This window comes from Trabulsiella guamensis ATCC 49490, assembly GCF_000734965.1.
Lineage (GTDB): Bacteria > Pseudomonadota > Gammaproteobacteria > Enterobacterales > Enterobacteriaceae > Trabulsiella > Trabulsiella guamensis.
This window is the reverse complement of record NZ_JMTB01000028.1, coordinates 1-23,470: the sequence shown is the minus strand read 5'-3', so window position 1 is coordinate 23,470 and position 23,470 is coordinate 1. Positions and strand designations below refer to the sequence as shown.

The following is a 23,470-nucleotide window of genomic DNA, read 5'->3' as shown; positions in this document are numbered from 1 at the left end:
CTGATGATTTACGTATGCAGACCGGCCAGCGTCATCAACCAACGCAACAACGAACTGACCGCCAGCAAGGCCAGGACGCTTCCCAGCCATATCAGTATCATCCACCCGGCTCTGGTTGCTATTTTTCGTACCATTAGTGATACCCTTCGTCGCTCTGCACTTTGCCGCGAAAGACGTAGTAGCTCCATGCGGTGTACACCAGGATCACCGGCACGATCAACAATGTGCCGACCAGCATAAAGAGTTGGCTGGCCAGCGGCGCCGCGGCCTGCCAGATGGTAATATCCGGTGGAATAATATGCGGCCATACACTGATACCCAGCCCACTGAAACCGAGAAAAACGAGCCCTAATGTCAGGACAAACGGCCAGGCGTGGCTGCTGACGCGCCGGGTCTGCCGCCACAGCCACAGGCTGAAGACGACAACCAGCGCCGGTACCGGCATAAAGTAGAAAACATTCGGAAATGAGAACCAGCGTTCAGCAATTTTTGGTAGCGCCAGCGGTGTCCACAGGCTGACAATAGCGATAGCGACCAGGAGTGCCAGCAGAAATCCCCGCGTCAACGCTCGCATCTGCTCCTGTAACGCATCACTGCTTTTGAGGATCAGCCACGTCGAGCCCAGCAGGCTATACGCCACCATCAGTCCGATACCGCAGAACAAATTAAACGGAGTGATCCAGTCCAGCGCCCCGCCGGCGAACTGGCGGTCAACAACCGGAAAACCGTGAATAATGGCACCCACCACCACGCCCTGGCTGAAGGTCGCCAGCAGCGAACCGCCCATAAAAGCATAGTCCCAGAACGACCGGTGTTCTTCCGTCGCTTTGAAGCGAAACTCAAACGCCACGCCGCGGAAGATTAGCCCAATCAGCATTGCGGTCAGGGGAATGGTCAGCGCATCAATGATCACCGCGTAAGCCAGAGGAAAGGCGCCAAACAACCCGGCCCCGCCAAGCACCAGCCAGGTTTCGTTGCCATCCCACACGGGCGCCACGCTGTTCACCATCGCGTCCCGTTCTTCTTTTCCGCGGACAAACAGGAACAGGAGGCCGATGCCCAGATCGAACCCATCCATGATGATGTACATCAGCGTGGCAAAGACAATGATGGCAAACCAAATCACCGCAACATCGATACCCATCAGAATTTCTCCTGTGGTGGTAATTTTTCCGCCGCAGAGAGTGGGCGTGCCGGGGTACCGTCAGTATGCAGGGTCAGATCCTGCTCCGGTTTCGGGCCTTTTTTGATAAGCCGAATCAGATACAGATAGCCAACGCCGAATACCGCAAAGTAGACCACAATGAAGGCGAGCAAACTGATGCTCATCTGCAAGGTACTGTGAGCGGAAACCGCATCCCGGGTGCGTAACAGGCCATACACCACCCACGGCTGACGGCCCACTTCCGTGGTTATCCACCCGGCGAGGATCGCCACCAGTCCCATCGGCCCCATGCCCAATGCGAACCACAAAAAGGGCCGCGACTGATAAAGGCGTTTTTTATAGCGCAGCCAGAGACCCGCCAGCCCCATCGTAATCATTAGCAGACCGGCACCGACCATCACGCGGAACGACCAGAAAACAATTGTCGAGTTGGGTCTGTTTTCGGCGGGGAAATCTTTCAGGGCAGGCACCTGCTTGTCCAGGCTATGGGTCAGAATCAAGCTGCCCAACCCGGGGATGGCCAGCGGATAACGGGTCCGCTCTTCGTCCATATCTGGCAGACCAAACAGCAGCAGTGGCGTCGCTTCTCCCGGTTTGTTTTCCCAGTGCCCTTCTATGGCGGCGATTTTGGCGGGTTGATGTTCAAGCGTGTTCAGTCCGTGCATATCGCCAATCACGGCCTGGACTGGAGCGACCAGCAACGCCATCCACAGCGCCATAGAAAACATTTTACGAATCGCCGGAGTATCGTTGCCTCGCAGCAGATGCCACGCGGCCGACGCGCCCACAAACAGTGCGCTGCTCAGGAAAGCGGCGGTAGACATATGCACCAGCCGCCAGGGAAATGAGGGGTTAAAGATGACTGCCATCCAGCTGTCCGGCACCACCTGCCCGTCGGCAATATGAAAGCCTTGCGGGGTGTGCATCCAACTGTTCGAGGCGAGGATCCAGAAGGTGGACATCAGCGTGCCCAGCGCGACCATGCAGGTGGCGAAAAAATGCAGTCCCGGACCGACCTTATTCCAGCCAAACAACATGACACCAAGAAAACCCGCCTCCAGAAAGAAGGCGGTGAGCACTTCGTAGGTCAGCAATGGCCCGGTAATGCTTCCTGCAAACTGCGAAAAGCCGCTCCAGTTGGTCCCGAACTGATAGGCCATCACCAGACCCGATACCACCCCCATTCCGAAGTTGACGGCGAAAATGCTGAGCCAGAAATGGTAAAGCGAGCGCCAGAGCGCGTTACGGGTTTTCAGCCACATGCCTTCGAGAACCACCAGATAACTGGCGAGTCCGATGGTCAGGGCTGGAAAAATGATATGAAAGGAGACCGTAAACGCAAATTGTAGTCTGGCAAGATGAAAGGCATCTAACTCAGCCATTATTATCTCCTGAATTTACCCGGACGATTTATTTTTTGGCTTCAACGCCTTCTGCTTCTGAGCGCAGAATAAATTGTTCCGTGACTTCAGGAAGATGTTGCAACAACCAGTCGGCCATGTTGCGTTCTTCTGCAAGGATAGTCTGAATCGCCGGAATGGAGGCGGTGTCCCCTGCTTTTTCAGCGGCGATCAGTAGCGCGGTATAGCAGGCAATTTCAAATTGCTCAAAGACATACCCGCTAATAGCGCCTTTGACAATTTCGTCTGACGGAAGCATGCCGCCAATAGATTGCCCCAGTGCCGCCAGTTTACTCATGGAATCTTTAATTACGGAGCGGGAAATACCGTTCTGATCAATAATACCTTCAAGAACGGTCAACTGGCGTTTTGTTTCAAAAAGATGCTGTTCAATTCTGGCTTTTAAATCCGGATAATTTTCTATCCTGCTGGCCATTGATTCAAGCATTGATTCTGCTTGTTTTTCCATTGCATGGGCGTCACGTAACCAGTCATGATAATTTTCTATATGCGTCATCATTCTTCCTCGCGATATTTATCAGCTATTCAGATTTGGATTTCTCATCCTCTGCAGCCTGATCGGCTCTGGCAGCGCTATAACCAGATAAATGGCCAACAATATTTGCATAAATACTGATGATAATTACCCACAGCACGCTGTCTTTCCACCAAATTACGGAGGGTATGGCAAGGGCACACCATGTAACAGCGGCTGCGAGATGACATCGTTTAATAATGTGAGGCGCCAGACTCATTCCTGTTAGCCTTTAATAGTTAACGCGATTATGCCGTTTTTTTCGCGCCCTGATTGACTTTCCCTACTGCTATATCGGTGAGTTTCAAATCGGCGCTTTTTTCCTCTTCCAGCGTTTCTGCCAGAAGTTTTACCGCTTTCTTATAACCGAGCTGTTCCGCGAGGGTGCAGAGGGTACCGTAAGCGGCAATTTCGTAGTGCTCGACTTTCTGCGCAGCGGCAATTAACGCAGCGTCGCGGACTTCATTTTTCTCTGTAGACTCAATGACTTCATTGGCCTCTTCGATAAGCCCTTCCATCGCAATACATTTCATTCGTTTAATACGAACATTGGCTTCCTGCTCAACGAGTTGGTCAATACGCTCAATTTGCCCCTGAGTTTCTTCAAGGTGGCTGCTGAATGCAGTTTTCAATTGTTCACTGGAGGCTTCTCTTGCCAGTTTAGACAACGCACGGGTGAGTTGCTTCTCTGCACTATAAGTATCAGATAATAGATGGATAAAGATATCTTCTACGCTCTGAAGTTTCATGCTGTATACTCCTGTATTATTTCCGGAAACTGCGAGCCCGTAGACCCGCAGCGTGCTCATTTCATTCACAATTGCAATGAAAGACTAGTCATAAAACTTATTTGTCGCCAGATTTACGGCCACCGCCGTGGCTACTTTGGCCGCCTTTCTTCCCGGCTTCGGAAGCACGTTCCGGGTCATTTTTAAAATTCCCGCCGCTGTGCTGTCCGCCTTTACGTCCTGCTTCAGACGCTTTTTCACGGTCTTCTGCGAAATTACCTGAACCGCCTCTATGCTCTGCCATAACGTTACCTTTCTGTGTTGTTGAAAAAGTAATGACATGCATTTGCATATCATCGCCGTGGATATTTAACACTAGTCGCTGTTACCGTATAGTCAAATATAAAAAAGCATCCACTGTTGTTGCAAACGAGGCGGAAAAATATTAATAACACCCTAAAAATAATGGAGTAGAAGGTATTCAATCTTTGCCGTAAAATTATTTTTAAGACTTCTTCTCTAATTATTCTGATTTATCCCACGAACCGCGAAACAGCGTCTATTCTTAAAACTCACGTGTTCAAGGAGGCCAATTATGAGTGACAACGCAAACCACTCGCAGCACTATCCCCGTCCACCCTTTGTCAAACAGCCACAGAATCCGCCGGGACTGGCATCGGAAATGAAACCGATCCCCGATCATGGTGAAACCAGCTACAAGGGGTCAGGACGACTTCTCGGTAAAAAAGCGCTGATCACCGGTGGTGACTCCGGGATAGGACGCGCTGTGGCTATCGCGTTTGCCCGTGAAGGCGCCGACGTCGCCATCAACTACCTGCCCGAAGAAGAGAGCGATGCGGAAACCGTTATTGAACTCATCAAGGCTGAGGGCGGCAAAGCGATCCCGATCCCGGGGGATATTCGTGATGAGGCCTTCTGCGGTTCGCTGGTAGAGAATGCGGTGCAGAAACTGGGTGGGCTGGATATTCTGGTGAATAACGCGGGGCGTCAGCAATATTGCGAATCCATTGAGGATCTGACGACAGAGGCGTTTGATGCAACCTTTAAAACCAACGTCTATGCGACGTTCTGGATCACTAAAGCGGCACTGCGGCACCTGAAAGCCAATGCCGTGATCATCAATACCTCTTCCGTGCAGGCGTTTAAACCCAGCGCCATTCTGCTGGATTACGCCCAGACTAAAGCCTGTCTGGTGGCTTTCACCAAAGCGCTGGCTAAGCAGCTTGGGCCGAAAGGCATTCGGGTGAATGCGGTCGCACCTGGCCCCTACTGGACCGTACTGCAGTCCAGCGGCGGTCAGCCTGAGGAAAAAGTGCAGCAATTTGGTGCCGACGCGCCGCTGGGCCGACCTGGCCAGCCGGTTGAAATCGCGCCGCTGTATGTTACCCTCGCCTCCGACGCCTGCTCTTACGCGTCCGGCCAGGTGTGGTGCTCTGACGGCGGCACCGGCACACTGTAAAGCGCACGAGACCACAACGGCAGGGAAACCTGCCGTTTGTTTTTCTGCCAGATTAAATTTCCTCATACTTCAATACCTTTGGCTGAAGACCCGATAAGTCGCTTGATTCGTTCCGTTAATTCGCAATACTGTATATAAATACAGTATGTAGTAAGGATCACCATCATGCGAACAGCCAGCCAGTCTGAAACCGGAAATATCAACGCGTTACCGCTTTTTCTTGAGCGCGTTCCCTGTGGTTTCCCGAGCCCTGCGCAGGATTACATTGAAAGCAGCTTTGATCTGAATAAGTTTGTCATCAGACACCCCTCCTCCACCTATTTTATTCGCGCCACCGGTGATTCGATGATCGACGCTGGGATCCACGACGGTGATTTACTGATTGTTGATCGCGCCCTCACGGCCGTGGATGGCGATATTGTCATTGCCGCCGTCGACGGTGAATTCACGGTGAAAGAGCTGCGTACGCGCCCACGGTTGCAACTGATGCCGCGCAATCCGCTTTTCTCCCCTATCATCATCCACCGAGAAGAGACACTGGAGATTTTTGGCGTCGTCACCTTCACCCTGAAAGCGAACCGCTAATGTTTGCCCTGGTTGATGTGAACAGCTTTTACGCCTCCTGCGAACGGGTATTTCGCCCGGATCTGAAGGATAAGCCCATTGCCGTGGTTTCCAATAACGACGGCTGTCTGATCTCCCTTTCGCCGGAAGCCAGACGGCTTGGGCTGAAAATGGGGCAGCCGTACTTTAAGCTCAAAAATGATCTGCAGCGCCTTGGTGTCAGCGTGTTCAGCTCGAATTACGAACTGTATGCCGACATGAGCCACCGCGTCATGTTGACGCTGGATGCAATGGCGCCGTCCATGGAAATCTATTCTATCGATGAAGCGTTTCTGAATGTCTCCGGCATTGAGAATTGCCTCAGTCTGGAGACATTTGGCCGACAGGTACGGGAGACCGTCTACAAACACACCGGGCTTTGGGTCGGCGTCGGCATCGCGCAGACAAAAACGCTCGCCAAACTGGCGAACTATGCCGCCAAACGATGGCAGCCACAGACCGGCGGCGTGGTGGATTTATCAAATGTCGATCGGCAACGGAAACTGATGGCGAAAATTCCTGCAGATGAAGTCTGGGGTGTCGGGCGTCGAATCACGAAAAAACTAAACCTGATGGGTATTCAAACCGCGCTGGATCTGGCGAACTGTTCGACCTGGGTGATCCGTAAGCACTTTAATGTAGTGCTGGAGCGTACCGTGCGCGAACTCCGCGGTGAGCCCTGTCTGGTACTGGAGGAGTTTGCTCCTGCGAAGCAGCAGATCATCAACAGCCGCTCTTTCAGCCATCGCATTACGCAATATGAAGAGATGCATCAGGCGGTGTGCGCTTATGCAGAGCGCGCGGCAGAAAAGCTACGCGAAGAAAAGCAGTATTGTTGCATCATCAGTCTGTTTATGCGCACCAGTCCCCACGCAGAAAACGAAGTGTACTATGCCAACCAGACCTCCGGTCGTTTAAACACCCCCACTAACGACACGCGGGACATCGTCCGTGTCGCAACGGAAAATCTTAGTCGTATCTGGCGCGACGGCTGTCGCTACATGAAAGCCGGTGTGATGCTCAGCGATTTTTACAGTCAGGGTGTGGTGCAGTTAAACCTGTTCGATGTGGTTCAGCCGCAGGCAAACAGCGCGGCATTGATGGGGGTGATTGATTCGCTGAATAAATCAGGCCGGGGAACGATCTGGTTTGCCGGTCAGGGTATTCAGCAGCCCTGGGCCATGAAGCGGGAGATGCTCTCTCCCGCCTGGACCACGCGCTATGAAAGTTTTCCGGTCGCGAAATGACCTAGCGACTGCGCTTGGCATGACGCTCCCAGTTTTCCTGACGCGCTTCAGCTGATTTGCGCAGCGCCACATAGCAGGCACCGTTTCCACCGTGATGCGGTAACGCACAGCAGAACGCCTGAACATCGTCGAACTCCGTCAGCCAGCGCGCGAGATAGCTGCGGATGATATTGGCGTGAGACTTATCCTCGCGCCCTTTTCCATGAACAATCAGCACGTTGCGCAAGCCTTTTTCACAGGCATGACGGATAAAAGCAAACAACTGCTGGCGACATTGCTCCACCGGCTGACGCAGCAGATTCAGGCTGGCCTGCTGGGTGTATTTCCCCTGTCGTAGTTTGTCCAGCACACCGGTCTGTAGCCCTTCGCGTTTAAACTCCAGCGGTGTACTCAACGGGATCACGTCCAGAAAACCCGTCGTCAGAAAATTGTCGAGCTGCAGGGTGTCAAGGGTGTACGGCTTACGCGTATTTCTGTTTGGCTGCCAGTGCACATCATTACATCGCTTCAGGGGCTGGACATCCTCCATGGCGTCAAGAAACAGCGATTTGTCGTCAGGGTTCATCATCAATCCTCCAGCAACGTCTGAAGAAGTACTATAGCCGTGCTACCGTACTGTCACAATATGGTATTTGTTAACAGTTAAACCGCACTTAATATAATGGTATTCAGATTAATATTTATCAGTTTTGTTAATTTTGTGTGAAATAAGATGAAGATAGGGATGGCAATATTTTCTCGAAACGCTATAACTTTTATTAACTCGCACACGGAAAAACGGGCGAGTATAAATGAAGGATGAATTGCTGTGTGTACTTCGGGGCCTGGCGGATGTCGGCAGGCCCTGGTTTTTTAACCTGTCCGACGCCCGCTAAATAACCGTTGTGCCACGCCAGTTGCTGCTCTATTCGGGGTATGTTGTTGATACAAAGGACATGATATCGTGTCGGCAGCCTTTTTTCCCCTTTCGTCGATATAAAGGGATACCGATGCTGAAATTACTTGAGGATAAGATCGCGACCCCGCTGGGGCCATTGTGGATCCTGTGCGATGAACTATTTAACCTGCGCGCCGTGGAATGGGAAGAATACAGTGATCGCATGGAGCAACTGCTCGATATTCATTATCGTGCTGAGGGCTATCAACGCATCGCAGCCAGTAATCCCGGCGGTCTTAGCCAGAAATTGCGCGACTATTTTGACGGTGATCTGGCCATTATCGACACGCTGCCCTCCGCGACGGCGGGAACGCCGTTCCAGCGTGAAGTCTGGCAAGCGCTGCGCACCATTCCCTGTGGGCAGGTTATGCATTACGGCCAACTGGCTGACATGCTGGGTCGCCCCGGTGCCGCACGCGCTGTCGGGGCAGCGAACGGCTCTAATCCGGTCAGCGTGGTGGTTCCCTGCCACCGCGTCATCGGCCGCAACGGAACAATGACCGGCTATGCGGGCGGTGTGCAGCGTAAAGAGTGGTTGTTGCGCCACGAAGGTTACCTGTTGCTTTAGCGTTCTGTGCTTTTCGGAACCGTTCGGTAAGTTAAGAACTCAAAGCCGTTAAAATAAACGCCATTTTTTCAAAAAGTTGCGGATTTGAGACTTTTTCACTTTCTAATATTGCGTGAAACGGGATCTCCAGACTTACTTGCCTCATAAAAAGATGTTAAAATTGACCAATATCAATTACGGCTTGAGCAGACTTATGATCCCGGAAAAGCGAATTATACGACGCATTCAGTCTGGCGGTTGTGCAATCCACTGTCAGGACTGCAGCATCAGCCAGCTCTGTATCCCGTTCACACTGAATGAGCATGAGCTTGATCAGCTGGATAATATCATCGAGCGTAAGAAGCCGATCCAGAAAGGACAGACGCTGTTCAAAGCGGGTGATGAGCTAAAATCGCTGTATGCCATTCGTTCTGGCACTATCAAGAGCTACACCATTACCGAACAAGGCGACGAGCAGATCACCGGTTTTCATCTGGCGGGTGACTTAGTCGGTTTTGACGCTATTGGTACTGGTCATCATCCAAGTTTCGCCCAGGCGCTGGAAACCTCCATGGTCTGCGAAATCCCGTTCGAAACGCTGGATGACCTGTCAGGCAAAATGCCAAACCTGCGTCAGCAGATGATGCGTCTGATGAGCGGTGAGATTAAAGGCGATCAGGACATGATCCTGTTGCTCTCCAAGAAAAATGCCGAAGAGCGTCTGGCCGCATTTATTTACAACCTCTCCCGCCGTTTCGCGCAGCGCGGTTTCTCCCCTCGCGAATTCCGTCTGACCATGACTCGTGGCGACATTGGCAACTATCTAGGTCTGACCGTCGAAACGATCAGCCGTCTGTTAGGTCGCTTCCAGAAAAGCGGCATGCTGGCGGTGAAAGGCAAATACATCACTATCGAAAACAGTGATGCGCTGGCCGCGCTGGCAGGTCAGGCGCGTAACGTCGCCTGACAACGCTCTACCTCATACGATAGCCGGAACATCCCTGTTCCGGCTTTTTTTATTTCTGCGCTTCGAAAGAGTAGAAATACGTAATTAATATTATCATGCATTGACTCGCCAAAAATAACCTCCCGCTTTTTTATCATTAATCAATCCCTATGCGTAATGTCTTATGGCTCGTATATGTCATGGATGATAGTCTCAATATGAGTTGTCGATTCCAGGAAAGATGTTCTATCGTTATAAATAGAGACGGGAGGCTTATTTGAATAAAGGAGGTGAGATGCATTGGGAGATAAAAAAAATGCTTGTATGCCCAGGAAGCGGCACAGCATATGCCGTCGCCACGACGCCAGGGGACATGGATATCATCGTATGGTATAAAGGTTCTTATTTCTTACGGCCTGGTAACACGTTGACCACCAGTGACTTAGGCTTATTTGTGAATGGGCGGCCACGCGATATTAAACTTATCAGTTGTTTTCCCTATACCCGCTCTTTATGGTTATATTATAAAGTCAGAACTGCCTGTCCGGGTAATAATAACGAACTTCTTAGTCACTGCAACGATACAGATCATTGCCAGTTTGAATACTGTCCGTATGGCGTTCCTTTATGTCATCGGCGTTGCGAGCCGGAATAACGTCTTCTTTCACAGACAGATGCGTGAACATCAACATTTCATCCTTTTTTCTGATTTGTTGATCTGACAGCGTCTCTTTGCTGTTTCATTTTACGCGTATGGGTTATCATTTTAGTTAATGAATGTAGTTACAGCTGTAAGGAGACCCTGTATGGCAATGTATCAAAACATGCTGGTGGCGATTGATCCGAACCAGGACGACCAACCGGCGTTACGGCGTGCTGTTTATCTGCATCAGCGGATTGGAGGCCGTATCAAGGCCTTCTTACCGATCTACGACTTTTCGTATGAAATGACGACCCTGCTTTCGCCCGACGAACGCACTGCAATGCGTCAGGGCGTGATCAGCCAGCGTACCGCATGGATCCGCGAGCAGGCGAAGTATTATCTTGAAGCCGGTATTCCGATTGATATCAAAGTGGTCTGGCACAATCGTCCGTTTGAAGCCATTATCCAGGAAGTCATCAGCGGTGGTCATGATCTGTTGCTGAAAATGACGCACCAGCATGACCGCCTGGAAGCCGTGATCTTTACGCCGACCGACTGGCACCTGCTGCGTAAATGCCCTTGCCCAGTCTGGATGGTGAAAGATCAGCCCTGGCCGGAAGGCGGTAAAGCGCTGGTTGCTGTTAACCTCGCCAGCGAAGAAGCGTATCACGATGAACTGAACGTTAAACTTATCAAAGAGACGTTACAGTTGGCCGAGCAGATCAACCATACCGAAGTCCATCTGGTGGGCGCCTACCCGGTCACGCCGATCAACATTGCTATCGAACTGCCCGATTTTGACCCCAGTGTGTATAACGACGCGATTCGCGGTCAGCATCTGCTGGCGATGAAAGCGCTACGGCAGAAGTTTTCCATTGCCGAAGAGCAGACGCACGTGGAAAAAGGGTTGCCGGAAGAGGTTATTCCGGATCTGGCAGAACATCTGCAGGCGGGGATTGTGGTGCTGGGTACTGTGGGGAGAACCGGACTGTCGGCGGCGTTCCTCGGTAATACCGCAGAACAGGTGATAGACCATCTGCGCTGTGATCTGCTGGCGCTCAAACCAGAGCAGTATCAGACCCCGGTCGAGCTCGACGACGACGAAGACGATTAACCACAAAAAAAAGCCGCTCTCAGAGCGGCTTTCTCATCGTGAATCACATCAATGGATACCCAAACGCCAGGCAAAATAAATCTCTTCTTTCAGCTCACTGGAAGATAACGCCATCAGGTCTGCAAATTCCAGTTCCAGTTGTTTCAGCTTTTTCAGGTACTGCGCGGGCGTCAACAGGCTGGTGTCGCGACGAAGGTATTCAATGGCCAACTGCGCCGGGGTTATTTCGGTATCCATAACATCCTCATTCGTGTTTAAATCCTGACCAGTATAACACATCAGGCTGGATGTTTTTTGACCATTTGCAATTATTATGTGAATAAAAAAGCCGCCTCATGAGAAGCGGCTTTAACAACAGGAATGGCGATCAGAGTTCTTTCAGAATCGCATCCACGCTGGCTTTTGCATCGCCAAACAGCATCGATGTGTTCTCTTTAAAGAACAGCGGGTTCTGTACCCCGGCATAACCGGTGTTCATCGAACGCTTAAAGACGATAACGTTTTGCGCTTTCCATACTTCCAGCACCGGCATGCCGGCGATCGGACTCTTCGGATCGTCCTGCGCCGCCGGGTTCACGGTGTCGTTAGCGCCGATCACCAGCACAGTGTCGGTATCCGCAAAGTCGTCGTTAATTTCGTCCATTTCCAGCACGATGTCATACGGCACTTTCGCTTCTGCCAGCAGCACGTTCATGTGCCCAGGCAGACGCCCCGCCACCGGGTGGATGCCGAAACGCACTTTCACACCGCGCGCACGCAGTTTCTCAGTGATTTCCGCCACCGGATATTGCGCCTGCGCCACCGCCATGCCGTAGCCTGGGGTGATGATGACAGAGTGTGAGTTCTTCAGTAAATCCGCCGTCTCTTCAGCGCTGATTTCGCGGTGCTCGCCTGCTTCTTCATCGCTGCCTGTTGACGAGCCATCGGTACCAAAGCCACCGGCAATCACACTGATAAACGAGCGGTTCATCGCCTTACACATGATGTAGGAGAGGATTGCACCCGACGAACCGACCAGCGCACCGGTCACGATCAGCAGGTCGTTGCTCAGCATAAAGCCTGCCGCCGCCGCCGCCCAACCGGAGTAGGAGTTCAGCATGGAAACCACCACCGGCATATCCGCGCCACCGATGGAAGCCACCAGATGCCAGCCAAACGCCAGTGCAATAATGGTCATCACCAGCAACGCCAGCACCTGCAGCCCGACGCTTTCGGTACGAACAAAGACGATCAGCAGCAGGAATGAAACAACCAGCGCCGCCAGGTTCATTTTGTGACGGTTCGGCAGCATCAGCGGTTTAGAGGAGATTTTGCCGCGCAGCTTGCCAAACGCCACCACCGAACCGGTAAAGGTGACCGCACCGATGAAGATGCCGAGGAACACTTCGGTGAGGTGAATGTTCACCAGAATCGGTTCGAGGCCGGGTTCGTGGTAAAGGTAGCTGTTGAAGCCGACCAGCACCGCCGCCAGACCGACGAAGCTGTGCAGGATAGCCACCAGTTCCGGCATTTCCGTCATTTCGACTTTCTTCGCCAGACGAATACCGATAGCGCCACCGATGATCATCGCGACGAGGATCCACGCCACGTTGCCGGTATCCGGCCCGAAGATGGTTGCGACCAGAGCAATCGCCATCCCGGCGATACCGTAATAGTTGCCCTGTTGGGAGGTTTCGTGCTTAGAAAGCCCCGCCAGACTGAAAATAAACAGGATCGCGGCAACAATGTATGCAGCTGTAACTAATCCACCAGACATTTGTTACCCCTTACCCTTTGCGGAACATTTTCAGCATGCGCTGAGTGACGGTGAAACCACCAAAAATGTTAATACTGGCGATCAGTACCGCGATAAAACTGAGGAAGCTGACCCAGCCACCCTGCCCAATCTGTAACAGCGCGCCCACAACAATAATCCCCGAAATGGCGTTGGTCACGGACATCAATGGCGTATGCAGTGCATGAGACACGTTCCACACCACGTAATATCCGACCACGCAGGAGAGCGCGAAAACGGTGAAGTGACCGAGAAACTCTTTCGGCGCTACATCCGCCAGCCAGCCGAACAGGATGATCACCAGCGCCATCAGCGCGTATTTACGCCACGGTGAGGCCGGTTTTTCCGGCGCTTTCGGCGCGGTATCAACTTTTATCGCCTGCGGTTGTGCAGAAACCTGAATCGGCGGTGCAGGCCAGGTGACTTCACCTTCACGCACGACGGTCACACCGCGCACCACGACATCGTCAAAATCGATAGTTACCGTGCCGTCTTTCTCTTTGCACAGCAGCTTCATCAGGTTAACCAGGTTGGTGCCATACAGTTGCGAAGACTGCGTCGGCAGGCGCCCCGGTAGATCGGTATAGCCAATCACCTTCACGCCACCGGGTGTGGTGACCACTTCGTTGGCGACGGTATATTCACAGTTACCGCCGTTTTGCGCCGCCAGGTCAACGATCACGCTGCCCGGATTCATGGAATCGACCATTTCACGGGTGATGAGCGTCGGTGCCGGTTTGCCGGGGATCAACGCCGTGGTGACGATGATGTCCACCTCTTTCGCCTGAGCGGCGAAAAGCGCCATTTCTGCCTTAATAAAGGCTTCCGACATTACTTTGGCGTAACCGTCGCCACTGCCGGCTTCCTCTTCGAAATCCAGTTCGAGGAACTCAGCGCCCATACTCTGTACTTGCTCTTTAACTTCCGGGCGGGTATCGAAAGCACGGACAATCGCGCCGAGGCTGTTTGCCGCACCGATGGCTGCAAGACCAGCCACCCCGGCACCGATCACCATGACTTTGGCTGGCGGAACTTTGCCGGCAGCGGTGATCTGACCGGTAAAGAAGCGGCCAAACTCATGGGCCGCTTCGACAATCGCACGATAGCCCGCAATGTTCGCCATTGAGCTCAGGGCATCCAGCGACTGCGCACGTGAAATACGCGGTACGGAGTCCATCGCCATCACGTTAATGTTGCGCGCTGCCAGCTTTTCCATCAGTTCAGGGTTCTGCGCAGGCCAGATAAAGCTGATTAAGGTCGTCCCAGGATTAAGCAGTGCGATCTCTTTGTCCGTCGGCGCATTCACCTTAAGAATGACGTCCGAGTGCCAGATGGCATTGCCGGTAACGATTTCCGCACCTGCCGCAGCAAAGGCGCTGTCGTCGAAACTGGCCAGATGCCCCGCGCTGCTCTCAACGGCGACCTCGAAACCGAGTTTGAGCAACTGTTCCACCGTTTTTGGCGTCGCAGCTACCCGGGTTTCCTGGGCCCACCTCTCTTTTGGTACACCAATACGCATAATTTTCCCTTCCATCGGTATGTAATGATGGTTTGTTGAGTCGTCGGCTAAAGCGGATCGCAATGCAAGCCCCTCATCAGCCTGAAAAATAAAACAGTAACAAACTTTCTATAACCTACTGAAAATAACGGCTGCGATCTACATCCTGAAAAAAGTATTTGTGAATTTATTGCGGAAAAGGCATCGCTGCACTGCGCAGCAGCAATATTTACCTTTATTTTAAGACGAGGCCTGATAATTCGCTCTAACGAAGCGGTAAAACGTGATCAATCGCCTGAGGGTATAAGCGGTTTTAACAATACATTAACTTATAAAAGTGGTATCGATAACCGGTTTGAGTGTTCAAGCGCCTGTTTTTTCAACATATCGATGAAAGTTATCTTACTCTTCTATCGACTTCGCACTGGAAATGAAAAATGCCGCAGACAGCAAGCAGAATTAAATGCAATAATCAGCCACGTTTCTATTCAACAACACTACCAGTATCTGGTTTGCGCAAGGCGAAGGATTATTTTTATGAAGCTTAAGTATACACTCCTGGCGTCAGCACTCCTGTCTGCAACTGCCCTGTCAGCCAATGCAGCCACCGAGTTGACTCCGGAGCAAGCGGCAGCACTGAAGCCCTACGACCGCGTCGTGATCACCGGCCGCTTTAATGCTATTGGCGAAGCGGTACAGGCCGTTTCCCGCAAAGCGGATAAAGAAGGCGCCGCCTCTTTTTATGTTGTAGATACCTCAGATTTTGGCAACAGCGGCAACTGGCGCGTCACTGCCGACCTTTATAAGAGCGATGCAGGCAAAGCTGACGAACCGGTAAATCGCGTCATTAACGGCGTGACTGAATTACCGAAAGACCAGGCTGTTGAGCTTGAACCTTTTGATACGGTCACTGTTCAGGGTTTCTTCCGCAGCCAGCCGGACGTGAACGATGCCATCACCAAAGCCGCGAAAGCAAAAGGTGCCGCGTCCTTCTTTATTGTTCGCCAGGTTGATGCGAACGACGGCGGCAACCAGCGCGTAACGGCGTTTATCTATAAAGCCGATGCGAAGAAACGTGTTCTGCAAAGTCCGGATGCGATCCCGGCGGATTCCGAAGCAGGCCGCGCCGCGCTGGCAAAAGGCGGTGAAGAAGCGAAGAAAGTGGAAATCCCGGGCGTAGCGAGCACCGCCTCCGTCGGCATGGGAACCGGCGTGGGTCGCTTCTTCGAAACACAATCCTCTAAAGGTGGCCGTTACACTGTCACTCTGCCGGACGGCACCAAAATCGAAGAAGTGAATAAAATCACTGCTGCGCAGATGGTTCCCTTCGATAGCGTCAAATTTACCGGCAATTACGGCAACATGACCGAAATCTCCTATCAGGTCGCCAAACGTGCGGCGAAGAAAGGCGCGAAGTACTATCACATCACGCGTCAGTGGCAGGAGCGTGGCGGCAACATGACTATCAGTGCCGATCTGTATAAATAAGCGAATACCCTTCACGAAAAGGCGGTTTTTACCGCCTTTTTTCATTTTTTTATGCATACGTCATTGCATGCAGCCTGGACACTTCGTAAAATCCCGCGCCTTAGCGTAATCCACCATGTTTATGCGATTACACATGATAAATATTCTTTCATCCCGATTTTCTGCCACAGGATGCCCATGGAAAAGAAACTAGGTCTAAGCGCGCTGACCGCTCTGGTATTAAGCTCAATGCTGGGCGCTGGCGTGTTCAGTCTGCCTCAGAATATGGCCGCTGTTGCCAGCCCGGCAGCGCTGCTCATCGGCTGGGCCATCACTGGCATCGGGATCCTGTTTCTCGCCTTTGCCATGCTGGTGCTGACGCGAATTCGCCCTGACCTCGATGGCGGCATTTTTACTTATGCCCGCGAAGGTTTTGGCGAACTGATCGGTTTTTGCTCGGCCTGGGGGTACTGGCTGTGCGCGGTGATCGCCAATGTGTCCTATCTGGTCATCGTTTTTTCCGCGCTGAGCTTTTTCACCGACACACCGCAACTGCGGCTCTTTGGCGACGGCAATACCTGGCAGTCGATCGTTGGCGCGTCCGTGCTGCTGTGGTTCGTTCACTTTCTCGTGTTGCGCGGCGTGCAGACAGCGGCAGGCATCAACCTGGTCGCGACACTGGCGAAACTGTTGCCGCTCGGGCTGTTTGTGGTGCTGGCGGCGATGGCATTTCGTCTTGATGTTTTTAGCCTGGATTTCAGCGGTATCGCGCTCGGCGTGCCAGTCTGGGAACAGGTGAAAAACACCATGCTGATTACCCTGTGGGTGTTCATCGGCGTGGAAGGCGCCGTGGTGGTGTCCGCCCGTGCGCGTAATAAGAACGATGTCGGGCGTGCGACCCTGCTGGCCGTACTTTCTGCGCTTGCCGTTTATTTGCTGGTAACGCTGCTGTCGCTGGGTGTGGTCGCCCGCCCGGAACTGGCCGGGATGCGCAATCCGTCAATGGCCGGACTGATGGTGAACATGATGGGCTCCTGGGGTGAAGTGATTATCGCCGCCGGGCTTATCGTCTCCGTATGTGGCGCCTATCTGAGCTGGACGATTATGGCAGCCGAAGTGCCTTATCTGGCTGCAACGCATAAAGCGTTCCCGCGCGTCTTTGCCCGTCAGAACAACAACAGCGCGCCGTCCGCTTCGTTGTGGCTGACCAATATCAGCGTGCAGGTCTGCCTGGTGCTGATCTGGCTGACTGGTTCCGACTACAATACGCTGCTGACCATCGCCTCAGAGATGATCCTCGTGCCCTATTTCCTCGTTGGTGCATTCCTGTTGAAAATTGCCACCCGTCCACTGCATAAAGCGGTAGGTATCGGCGCCTGCATTTATGGCTTATGGTTATTATATGCTTCCGGCCCGATGCATCTGCTGTTGTCCGTAGTTTTGTATGCACCGGGGTTACTGGTCTTTCTTTACGCGCGCCGTACACATCAGCACGATCAGGTACTGAGACGCCGTGAAATGGCATTAATTGGTTTTATACTGGTTGCCGCCTTCCCGGCAACGTGGATGCTGGTGGGGTAACGGTGTTTCCCCGTCGCTGAACGCTAAGGAGACACTGATGGGTACCACCCGACAGCGCCCAATCCTCATCACTGGTGGAGGCCGACGTATCGGCCTCGCCCTTGCCCACCATTTTCTTAATCAAAAACAGCCCGTTATCATCAGCTACCGTAGCGAATACCCGGCGATAGAGGGCTTATGCGAAGCCGGAGCGACCTGTATTCAGGCAGATTTTTCCACTGATGACGGCATTCTGGCGTTTGCTGAAGAAGTAAAAAGTCACGCCCCTCATGGTTTACGGGCGATCCTGCACAACGCCAGCGGCTGGATGGCAGAAAAGAGCGGCGGCCCGCTGAGCGACGTACTGAGCGCGATGCTGCATATTCACGTTCATGCGCCCTATCTGCTCAATCATGCGCTGGAAGGATTGCTGCGCGGCCACGGTCACGCTGCCAGTGATATTATTCATTTCACGGATTACGTGGTGGAACGTGGCAGCGACAAACATATCGCCTACGCCGCCAGCAAAGCGGCGCTGGATAACATGACCCGCTCGTTTGCCCGTAAAATGGCCCCGGAAGTGAAAGTGAACGCCATTGCCCCCTCGTTGATTCTGTTTAACGAAGGAGACGATGCGGAATACCGGCAACAGGCATTGAATAAATCACTGATGAAAACTGCGCCAGGTGAGAAAGAGATCATCGAGCTGGTCGATTATCTGCTGGTCAGCTGCTTTGTCACCGGACGTGCTTTTGCGGTAGATGGCGGTCGCCATCTGCGTTAATGAAAACGGCTCCACAGGGCAATTAACACCCAGGCGCTGAGCCCCCAACAGGCGACAGCGCCGGTCAGTGCCCATGAAAGCCGCCAGAAGCCAGTGAAATACCACAGCGACAACAGGTAGAGAAAGTACGGAATGATTGACCACATGCCAAAGACAATCGTTGCTCGCAGCGCTTCAATGCCCCGCTCACTGGCGACAATGTAGTGTGCGATCAGCGCAAAAGTCGGGAACAGCGGGATCAGCCCGGCAATGTAATAATTTTTGGTTTTCGCCAGGATGCCAATCAATAACACCACCAGCGCACCCAACGCCGCCTTAATCACCAGCCCCATCATTTTGCCTTAACATTCAAATAACAAGAACCGGCAGCATAACGGAATTCATTGTGTTTATAAAAGATTAATGGAAGCGGGTTGTCCGCGGGTGTATGTTACGTTTTTTAGTTGCGCATGTAGATTATGAACAAGATCGTTTATGTCGAAGATGATCCCGACGTTGGCGCGCTGATCGCCGCCTATCTGGGCAAACATGATATGGATGTCATCGTTGAGCCGCGCGGGGATCGCGCAGAAGAGATTATCGCCCGCGAGAAGCCCGACCTCGTGTTGCTGGACATCATGTTGCCGGGGAAAGATGGCATGACGTTATGCCGCGATCTGCGCAATCAATGGCAAGGGCCGATCGTCCTGCTGACCTCTCTCGACAGTGATATGAACCATATTCTGTCACTGGAAATGGGTGCCAGCGATTATATTTTGAAAACCACGCCGCCAGCCGTTCTGCTGGCGCGTCTGCGGTTGCATTTACGTCAACGTGTCGCCCCTGCGACAGCCACGACAGCATCCTCGTTAACGCCGCATAAAACCCTGCGCTTTGGTACACTGTCGATTGACCCGGTGAACCGGCAGGTGATCCTGAGCGGAGAAAACATCGCGCTTTCGACCGCCGATTTCGACCTGCTCTGGGAGCTGGCGACCCATGCCGGGCAAATTATGGATCGTGACGCGTTGCTGAAAAACTTGCGTGGCGTCACCTATGACGGACTGGACCGCAGCGTCGACGTGGCGATTTCCCGTTTACGTAAGAAACTGCTCGACAGCGCAACGGAGCCGTACCGAATTAAAACCGTTCGCAACAAAGGCTATCTTTTCGCGCCCCACGCCTGGGATAACTGATCCATTAACTCTGCAGGTCGCACGATGAAAAAACTGTTCGTTCAGTTTTACCTTCTGCTGTTTGTCTGCTTTCTGGTGATGACCATGCTGGTCGGGCTGGTCTACAAATTTACCGCCGAACGGGCCGGGCGCCAGTCGCTGGACGATCTGATGAAAAGCTCGCTGTACCTGATGCGCAGTGAATTACGCGAAATCCCACCACATGAGTGGAGCAAGACCCTGAAGGAGATGGATTTTAACCTCTCTTTTGATTTACGCGTGGAGCCACTTAATAAATTTCAGTTGAATGACGTCGCCATGAAACATTTGCGCGGCGGCGATATTGTCGCACTTGATGATCAGTACACCTTTATTCAGCGCATCCCCCGCAGCCATTATGTGCTGGCGGTCGGCCCGGTGCCCTATCTCTATTTTCTGCATGAAATGCGCCTGCTGGACATGGCATTGATGGCGCTGATTGCCGTGTCGTTGGCTTTCCCGGTTTTCATCTGGATGCGTCCGCACTGGCAGGACATGCTACGGCTGGAGGCCGCCGCCCAGCGTTTCGGCGAAGGGCATCTCGCCGAACGCATTCATTTCGACAATATGTCCAGCTTTCAGCGGCTCGGCGTGACCTTTAACCAGATGGCTGACAACATCAACACGCTGATCGCCAGTAAAAAGCAGCTGATTGACGGCATTGCCCATGAGCTGCGCACGCCGCTGGTTCGGCTGCGCTATCGCCTTGAAATGAGTGAAAATCTGGATGAAGCCGAATCCCTGGCGCTCAACCGCGATATCAGTCAGCTTGAAGGACTCATTGAAGAGCTGCTGACGTATGCCCGCCTCGATCGCCCGCAGAACGAGCTGACGCTAACCACCCCCGATTTACCACTGTGGATCGGCGCGCATATCGAAGATATTCAGTCGGTAAATCCGCAACGCGCCGTCGCGCTGTCGCAACTGAATCGCGGCGATTACGGCGCCCTGGATATGCGCCTGATGGAGCGCGTGCTTGATAACCTGGTGAACAATGCGCTGCGTTACAGTAATCAACGCGTTGAAGTAAGCCTGATATTGCAGGGCTCCCGCGCCACGCTGTGCGTTGAAGACGATGGTCCGGGCATTGCGCCAAATGAACGCGAACGCGTGTTCGAACCGTTTGTTCGTCTTGATCCGAGCCGTGACCGGGCGACAGGCGGCTGCGGCCTTGGGCTGGCGATTGTGCATTCCATTGCCCAGGCGATGTCTGGCGATGTGGCCTGCGACGCGAGCCACCTTGGCGGCGCGCGATTTAGTTTTAGCTGGCCGGTTTACCACCATATTCCCCTTTCCGCCCTTGCCTGACGAGGGTTTGCACAAATGCTGCTGCTTGCATATACTCAGTCAATAATTAGTATGTTGTAACTAATAAAAGGTGTGGCAATGCAATATGATCTTGTTGAACGGCTGACCGATACCTTCCGCCAGTTAGAACGCGAACTGGCGACCTTCCGTGACGATCTCACCGACTGCCGGTTGCTGGCGGCGCGGGTATTTGTGTTGCCGGAAATCAGTAAAGAAGACGAGCATGCCCCGCTGTCGCAGATTCAGGTGACGCAACTGATTGGCCAGGAAGCGCGTGACGTGGCGCTTACCCATTTCGGCCATCTGTTTATCCAGCAGCAGTCAGAGCGGCGCAGCAGCAAGGCCGCCGTTCGCCTGCCAGGCGTGCTCTGTATTCAGACTACAGAAGCTCAGCGTGAACAGCTGACGGCACGCATCACGCATATCAATACGCTGAAAGCAGACTTTGAAAAAATCGTGACGGTGGAATCTGGTCTGCCCTCCGCCGCTCGTTTCGAGTGGGTACACCGTTATTTGCCCGGTCTGCTCACCCTCAGCGCCTATCGCTCGCTAACGCTATTGAACGACCCGAGCACGCTGCGTTTCGGCTGGGCGAATAAACATTTCATCAAAAATCTGACCCGTGACGAGGTGCTGAAACAGCTGGAGAAAAGCCTGAGCGCGCCGCGCGCTGTGGCGCCGTGGACGCGCGAGCAATGGCAGGCGAAGCTGGAGAAAGAGTATAAAGATATCGCCGCCCTGCCGCAGCGCGCAAAAACTGAAAATTAAGCGGCCGGTAAAAGTGCAGCCTGTCGCCCGCGTCTGGTATGCAGGCGAGCAAAAGCAGGTGCAGTATGCCTGCCCGAGCCCGATGATTGCCCTGATGACCGGCACGCGTGGCGTCAGCGTGCCGGATATCGGTGAACTGCTGAATTATGATGCAGAGAATATTCAGTATCGCTATAAACCGCAGGCGCAACCACTGACGCTGATGATCCCGCGTCTGCACCTGTATCTGGCTAACGATTAATATCCATGCTGCCAACCATCTCTTCCGGACGCACCCAACTGTCGAATTCGTCGGCGCTGAGGTAGCCGAGCGCCAGCGCAGACGCTTTCAGAGTCAGCCCCTCTTTATGCGCTTTCTTGGCGATCTCCGCCGCTTTGTCGTAACCGATATGGGTATTAAGTGCCGTCACCAGCATCAGTGATTCATTCAGCAACTGACTGATGCGCTCACGGTTCGGCTCGATACCCACCGCACAGTGCTCGTTGAAGCTCTCCATGCCGTCGGCCAGCAAACGGACAGATTGCAGGAAATTATGGATAATCATCGGGCGGTAGACGTTAAGCTCGAAGTTACCGGACGCGCCGCCCATGTTCACCGCCACATCGTTCCCCATCACCTGGCAGCACAGCATTGTCATGGCCTCACACTGCGTCGGGTTAACTTTACCGGGCATGATTGACGAACCTGGCTCATTTTCCGGGATGGCAATTTCCCCGATGCCACAACGCGGGCCTGACGCCAGCCAGCGCACATCGTTGGCGATTTTCATTAGCGATGCCGCCAGCCCTTTCAGTGCACCGTGGGCATGCACCAGCGCATCGCAGGTCGCCAGCGCTTCGAACTTATTCGGCGCAGTGACGAACGGCTGCCCGCTGAGGGATGCCAGCTCCTCGGCCACGCGCACGGCATATTCCGGGTGGGTATTCAGACCGGTACCGACTGCCGTGCCGCCCAGCGCCAGTTCGCTCAGATGCGGCAGACTGAGTTCGATATGTTTCAGATTATGCTCAAGCATCGCCACCCAGCCGGAAAACTCCTGTCCGAGGGTCAGCGGCGTGGCATCCTGCAGGTGCGTACGGCCAATTTTGACGATATCAGCAAACGCGGCGGATTTTTCGCTCAACGTTTTTTTCAGCACCTTCAGTTGAGGCAGCAATTGCTCGTTGAGCGCAATCACCGCTGCCACGTGCATGGCCGTCGGGAAAACGTCGTTAGAGCTCTGGCTCTTGTTGACGTCGTCATTAGGGTGGATTTTCCGCTCCATACCACGAATGCCACCGAGCAACTCACTGGCGCGGTTTGCCAGCACCTCGTTCATGTTCATGTTGCTCTGGGTGCCTGAGCCGGTCTGCCAGATAGCCAGCGGAAATTCGTCGGCATGTTTACCTGCCAGCACTTCATCCGCGGCAGCGATAATCGCCCCGGCTTTTTCATCGGCCAGCAGGTGCAAATCCTGATTCACTTTTGCCGCCGCGCGTTTAGTCAGCGCCAGCGCATGGATTAATGCGGTCGGCATCTTCTCCGTTGAGATACGAAAATGCTCCAGCGAACGCTGAGTTTGCGCGCCCCACAGTTTATCTGCCGGGACGTCAATCGCGCCCATGGAATCTTTTTCGCGGCGTAACGTTGTCATTACTTTCTCCTTGATAACAATAAAGTCAGGGGCATTGCTCACATGCCAGCCAGGATAAAGTATTGCTTGCTTCAGAAGGACTGCATGGCGCTTTGTGCGCTCTTGATGCGCCCGGCAGACGTAACGCTGCCGGGCAACA

25 protein-coding genes and 1 pseudogene are annotated in these 23,470 nt (G+C 53.2%); 13 read left to right on the top strand and 13 right to left on the bottom strand.

Annotation, left to right across the window (positions count from 1 at the left end; genetic code table 11):
• Positions 1–8 precede the first annotated feature (8 nt).
• The 7 genes from GTGU_RS25285 to GTGU_RS02590 all read right to left on the bottom strand — a co-directional run bounded on the left by GTGU_RS25285 (position 9) and on the right by GTGU_RS02590 (position 4,132).
• Positions 9–134, bottom strand: a complete 126-nt coding sequence (locus GTGU_RS25285; protein ID WP_156964025.1) for a DUF2474 family protein — start codon at positions 132–134, stop codon at positions 9–11.
• The gene (cydB, locus tag GTGU_RS02615; protein ID WP_038154051.1) at positions 134–1,144 is read right to left on the bottom strand and encodes a cytochrome d ubiquinol oxidase subunit II; all 1,011 of its coding nucleotides are present in this window, start codon (positions 1,142–1,144) and stop codon (positions 134–136) included. Before cydB ends, GTGU_RS25285 begins: the two co-directional genes overlap by 1 nt.
• On the bottom strand, positions 1,144–2,547 hold the full coding sequence (locus tag GTGU_RS02610) for a cytochrome ubiquinol oxidase subunit I (RefSeq protein ID WP_038154050.1): 1,404 nt from the start codon (positions 2,545–2,547) through the stop codon (positions 1,144–1,146). The genes cydB and GTGU_RS02610 overlap by 1 nt, the downstream gene beginning before the upstream one ends.
• 28 nt (positions 2,548–2,575) lie before the next feature.
• A complete protein-coding gene (locus GTGU_RS02605; protein WP_038154048.1) occupies positions 2,576–3,082 on the bottom strand; it encodes a ferritin-like domain-containing protein in 507 nt (168 codons plus the stop codon).
• A gap of 25 nt (positions 3,083–3,107) precedes the next feature.
• Complete coding sequence (locus GTGU_RS02600; protein ID WP_038154047.1) at positions 3,108–3,320, bottom strand: hypothetical protein; 213 nt, start codon at positions 3,318–3,320, stop codon at positions 3,108–3,110.
• 28 nt (positions 3,321–3,348) lie between these two features.
• Positions 3,349–3,849 (bottom strand): YciE/YciF ferroxidase family protein, encoded by a 501-nt coding sequence (locus tag GTGU_RS02595; RefSeq protein WP_038154046.1) that lies wholly within the window; start codon positions 3,847–3,849, stop codon positions 3,349–3,351.
• A 97-nt stretch (positions 3,850–3,946) separates the two neighbouring features.
• The gene (locus GTGU_RS02590; protein WP_038154090.1) at positions 3,947–4,132 is read right to left on the bottom strand and encodes a con-10 family general stress protein; all 186 of its coding nucleotides are present in this window, start codon (positions 4,130–4,132) and stop codon (positions 3,947–3,949) included.
• A 291-nt stretch (positions 4,133–4,423) separates the two neighbouring features.
• On the opposite strand from GTGU_RS02590, the gene GTGU_RS02585 reads away from it, so the two are divergent.
• The 3 genes from GTGU_RS02585 (at position 4,424) to umuC (ending at position 7,158) form a co-directional block, all read left to right on the top strand.
• On the top strand, positions 4,424–5,308 hold the full coding sequence (locus GTGU_RS02585; protein WP_038154045.1) for an SDR family oxidoreductase: 885 nt from the start codon (positions 4,424–4,426) through the stop codon (positions 5,306–5,308).
• A 165-nt stretch (positions 5,309–5,473) separates the two neighbouring features.
• Positions 5,474–5,893, top strand: a complete 420-nt coding sequence (gene umuD / locus GTGU_RS02580) for a translesion error-prone DNA polymerase V autoproteolytic subunit (protein ID WP_051857281.1) — start codon at positions 5,474–5,476, stop codon at positions 5,891–5,893.
• A complete protein-coding gene (gene umuC / locus GTGU_RS02575) occupies positions 5,893–7,158 on the top strand; it encodes a translesion error-prone DNA polymerase V subunit UmuC (RefSeq protein ID WP_038154044.1) in 1,266 nt (421 codons plus the stop codon). Before umuD ends, umuC begins: the two co-directional genes overlap by 1 nt.
• A gap of 1 nt (position 7,159) precedes the next feature.
• On the opposite strand, the gene smrA is transcribed toward umuC, so the two are convergent.
• Entirely contained in the window at positions 7,160–7,723 is a 564-nt protein-coding gene (gene smrA, locus GTGU_RS02570; RefSeq protein WP_038154088.1) for a DNA endonuclease SmrA, read from the bottom strand.
• 424 nt (positions 7,724–8,147) lie between these two features.
• On the opposite strand from smrA, the gene ogt reads away from it, so the two are divergent.
• The 4 genes from ogt to uspE all read left to right on the top strand — a co-directional run bounded on the left by ogt (position 8,148) and on the right by uspE (position 11,345).
• Positions 8,148–8,663: a methylated-DNA--[protein]-cysteine S-methyltransferase gene (ogt, locus tag GTGU_RS02565; RefSeq protein ID WP_038154040.1), complete on the top strand. Its 516-nt coding sequence runs from the start codon at positions 8,148–8,150 to the stop codon at positions 8,661–8,663.
• 193 nt (positions 8,664–8,856) lie between these two features.
• Entirely contained in the window at positions 8,857–9,609 is a 753-nt protein-coding gene (gene fnr, locus GTGU_RS02560; protein ID WP_156964023.1) for a fumarate/nitrate reduction transcriptional regulator Fnr, read from the top strand.
• 274 nt (positions 9,610–9,883) lie between these two features.
• Entirely contained in the window at positions 9,884–10,243 is a 360-nt protein-coding gene (locus tag GTGU_RS27150; protein WP_072011891.1) for a hypothetical protein, read from the top strand.
• A gap of 151 nt (positions 10,244–10,394) precedes the next feature.
• A complete protein-coding gene (gene uspE, locus GTGU_RS02555) occupies positions 10,395–11,345 on the top strand; it encodes a universal stress protein UspE (RefSeq protein WP_038154035.1) in 951 nt (316 codons plus the stop codon).
• A gap of 48 nt (positions 11,346–11,393) precedes the next feature.
• On the opposite strand, the gene GTGU_RS02550 is transcribed toward uspE, so the two are convergent.
• From GTGU_RS02550 to pntA, 3 genes are all read right to left on the bottom strand, one after another.
• The gene (locus GTGU_RS02550; RefSeq protein WP_038154034.1) at positions 11,394–11,582 is read right to left on the bottom strand and encodes a YdiH family protein; all 189 of its coding nucleotides are present in this window, start codon (positions 11,580–11,582) and stop codon (positions 11,394–11,396) included.
• A gap of 130 nt (positions 11,583–11,712) precedes the next feature.
• Positions 11,713–13,101, bottom strand: coding sequence for a Re/Si-specific NAD(P)(+) transhydrogenase subunit beta (gene pntB, locus GTGU_RS02545; RefSeq protein ID WP_038154033.1), 1,389 nt, complete (start codon positions 13,099–13,101; stop codon positions 11,713–11,715).
• A gap of 10 nt (positions 13,102–13,111) precedes the next feature.
• Positions 13,112–14,638 carry a Re/Si-specific NAD(P)(+) transhydrogenase subunit alpha gene (gene pntA, locus GTGU_RS02540; protein ID WP_038154032.1) on the bottom strand — a complete coding sequence of 509 codons (1,527 nt, stop codon included), beginning with the start codon at positions 14,636–14,638 and terminating at the stop codon, positions 13,112–13,114.
• A 516-nt stretch (positions 14,639–15,154) separates the two neighbouring features.
• Between pntA and ydgH the strand changes: the two genes are divergently transcribed.
• The 3 genes from ydgH to folM all read left to right on the top strand — a co-directional run bounded on the left by ydgH (position 15,155) and on the right by folM (position 18,428).
• The gene (gene ydgH, locus GTGU_RS02535) at positions 15,155–16,105 is read left to right on the top strand and encodes a DUF1471 family protein YdgH (RefSeq protein WP_038154031.1); all 951 of its coding nucleotides are present in this window, start codon (positions 15,155–15,157) and stop codon (positions 16,103–16,105) included.
• A 177-nt stretch (positions 16,106–16,282) separates the two neighbouring features.
• The gene (locus GTGU_RS02530) at positions 16,283–17,665 is read left to right on the top strand and encodes an amino acid permease (RefSeq protein ID WP_038154030.1); all 1,383 of its coding nucleotides are present in this window, start codon (positions 16,283–16,285) and stop codon (positions 17,663–17,665) included.
• 37 nt (positions 17,666–17,702) lie between these two features.
• Complete coding sequence (gene folM, locus GTGU_RS02525) at positions 17,703–18,428, top strand: dihydromonapterin reductase (protein ID WP_038154029.1); 726 nt, start codon at positions 17,703–17,705, stop codon at positions 18,426–18,428.
• On the opposite strand, the gene GTGU_RS02520 is transcribed toward folM, so the two are convergent.
• Positions 18,425–18,760: a GlpM family protein gene (locus GTGU_RS02520; protein WP_038154028.1), complete on the bottom strand. Its 336-nt coding sequence runs from the start codon at positions 18,758–18,760 to the stop codon at positions 18,425–18,427. The genes folM and GTGU_RS02520 overlap by 4 nt on opposite strands.
• Before the next feature lie 126 nt (positions 18,761–18,886).
• On the opposite strand from GTGU_RS02520, the gene rstA reads away from it, so the two are divergent.
• From rstA to tus, 3 genes and pseudogenes are all read left to right on the top strand, one after another.
• A complete protein-coding gene (gene rstA, locus GTGU_RS02515; RefSeq protein ID WP_038154027.1) occupies positions 18,887–19,603 on the top strand; it encodes a two-component system response regulator RstA in 717 nt (238 codons plus the stop codon).
• A 24-nt stretch (positions 19,604–19,627) separates the two neighbouring features.
• Complete coding sequence (rstB, locus tag GTGU_RS02510; RefSeq protein ID WP_038154023.1) at positions 19,628–20,929, top strand: two-component system sensor histidine kinase RstB; 1,302 nt, start codon at positions 19,628–19,630, stop codon at positions 20,927–20,929.
• Between the two features lie 78 nt (positions 20,930–21,007).
• A pseudogene (tus, locus tag GTGU_RS02505) lies at positions 21,008–21,938 on the top strand (DNA replication terminus site-binding protein).
• Here tus and fumC read toward each other — a convergent pair.
• Positions 21,928–23,331, bottom strand: coding sequence for a class II fumarate hydratase (gene fumC, locus GTGU_RS02500; RefSeq protein ID WP_038154022.1), 1,404 nt, complete (start codon positions 23,329–23,331; stop codon positions 21,928–21,930). The pseudogene tus and the gene fumC overlap by 11 nt on opposite strands.
• Positions 23,332–23,470: the final 139 nt, after the last annotated feature.

Bases quoted from the DNA above. Each gene is read 5' to 3' on its own strand.
- GTGU_RS02590 (WP_038154090.1), bottom strand. From the start codon at position 4,132: ATGGCAGAGCATAGAGGCGGTTCAGGTAATTTCGCAGAAGACCGTGAA.
- smrA (WP_038154088.1), bottom strand. From the start codon at position 7,723: ATGAACCCTGACGACAAATCGCTGTTTCTTGACGCCATGGAGGATGTC.
- GTGU_RS02585 (WP_038154045.1), top strand. From the start codon at position 4,424: ATGAGTGACAACGCAAACCACTCGCAGCACTATCCCCGTCCACCCTTT.
- fnr (WP_156964023.1), top strand. From the start codon at position 8,857: ATGATCCCGGAAAAGCGAATTATACGACGCATTCAGTCTGGCGGTTGT.
- GTGU_RS27150 (WP_072011891.1), top strand. From the start codon at position 9,884: ATGCATTGGGAGATAAAAAAAATGCTTGTATGCCCAGGAAGCGGCACA.
- ogt (WP_038154040.1), top strand. From the start codon at position 8,148: ATGCTGAAATTACTTGAGGATAAGATCGCGACCCCGCTGGGGCCATTG.
- ydgH (WP_038154031.1), top strand. From the start codon at position 15,155: ATGAAGCTTAAGTATACACTCCTGGCGTCAGCACTCCTGTCTGCAACT.
- GTGU_RS02595 (WP_038154046.1), bottom strand. From the start codon at position 3,849: ATGAAACTTCAGAGCGTAGAAGATATCTTTATCCATCTATTATCTGAT.
- cydB (WP_038154051.1), bottom strand. From the start codon at position 1,144: ATGGGTATCGATGTTGCGGTGATTTGGTTTGCCATCATTGTCTTTGCC.
- GTGU_RS02600 (WP_038154047.1), bottom strand. From the start codon at position 3,320: ATGAGTCTGGCGCCTCACATTATTAAACGATGTCATCTCGCAGCCGCT.
- GTGU_RS02550 (WP_038154034.1), bottom strand. From the start codon at position 11,582: ATGGATACCGAAATAACCCCGGCGCAGTTGGCCATTGAATACCTTCGT.
- GTGU_RS02520 (WP_038154028.1), bottom strand. From the start codon at position 18,760: ATGGGGCTGGTGATTAAGGCGGCGTTGGGTGCGCTGGTGGTGTTATTG.
- folM (WP_038154029.1), top strand. From the start codon at position 17,703: ATGGGTACCACCCGACAGCGCCCAATCCTCATCACTGGTGGAGGCCGA.
- umuD (WP_051857281.1), top strand. From the start codon at position 5,474: ATGCGAACAGCCAGCCAGTCTGAAACCGGAAATATCAACGCGTTACCG.
- rstA (WP_038154027.1), top strand. From the start codon at position 18,887: ATGAACAAGATCGTTTATGTCGAAGATGATCCCGACGTTGGCGCGCTG.
- GTGU_RS25285 (WP_156964025.1), bottom strand. From the start codon at position 134: ATGGTACGAAAAATAGCAACCAGAGCCGGGTGGATGATACTGATATGG.
- rstB (WP_038154023.1), top strand. From the start codon at position 19,628: ATGAAAAAACTGTTCGTTCAGTTTTACCTTCTGCTGTTTGTCTGCTTT.
- GTGU_RS02530 (WP_038154030.1), top strand. From the start codon at position 16,283: ATGGAAAAGAAACTAGGTCTAAGCGCGCTGACCGCTCTGGTATTAAGC.
- pntA (WP_038154032.1), bottom strand. From the start codon at position 14,638: ATGCGTATTGGTGTACCAAAAGAGAGGTGGGCCCAGGAAACCCGGGTA.
- uspE (WP_038154035.1), top strand. From the start codon at position 10,395: ATGGCAATGTATCAAAACATGCTGGTGGCGATTGATCCGAACCAGGAC.
- umuC (WP_038154044.1), top strand. From the start codon at position 5,893: ATGTTTGCCCTGGTTGATGTGAACAGCTTTTACGCCTCCTGCGAACGG.
- fumC (WP_038154022.1), bottom strand. From the start codon at position 23,331: ATGACAACGTTACGCCGCGAAAAAGATTCCATGGGCGCGATTGACGTC.
- pntB (WP_038154033.1), bottom strand. From the start codon at position 13,101: ATGTCTGGTGGATTAGTTACAGCTGCATACATTGTTGCCGCGATCCTG.
- GTGU_RS02605 (WP_038154048.1), bottom strand. From the start codon at position 3,082: ATGACGCATATAGAAAATTATCATGACTGGTTACGTGACGCCCATGCA.
- GTGU_RS02610 (WP_038154050.1), bottom strand. From the start codon at position 2,547: ATGGCTGAGTTAGATGCCTTTCATCTTGCCAGACTACAATTTGCGTTT.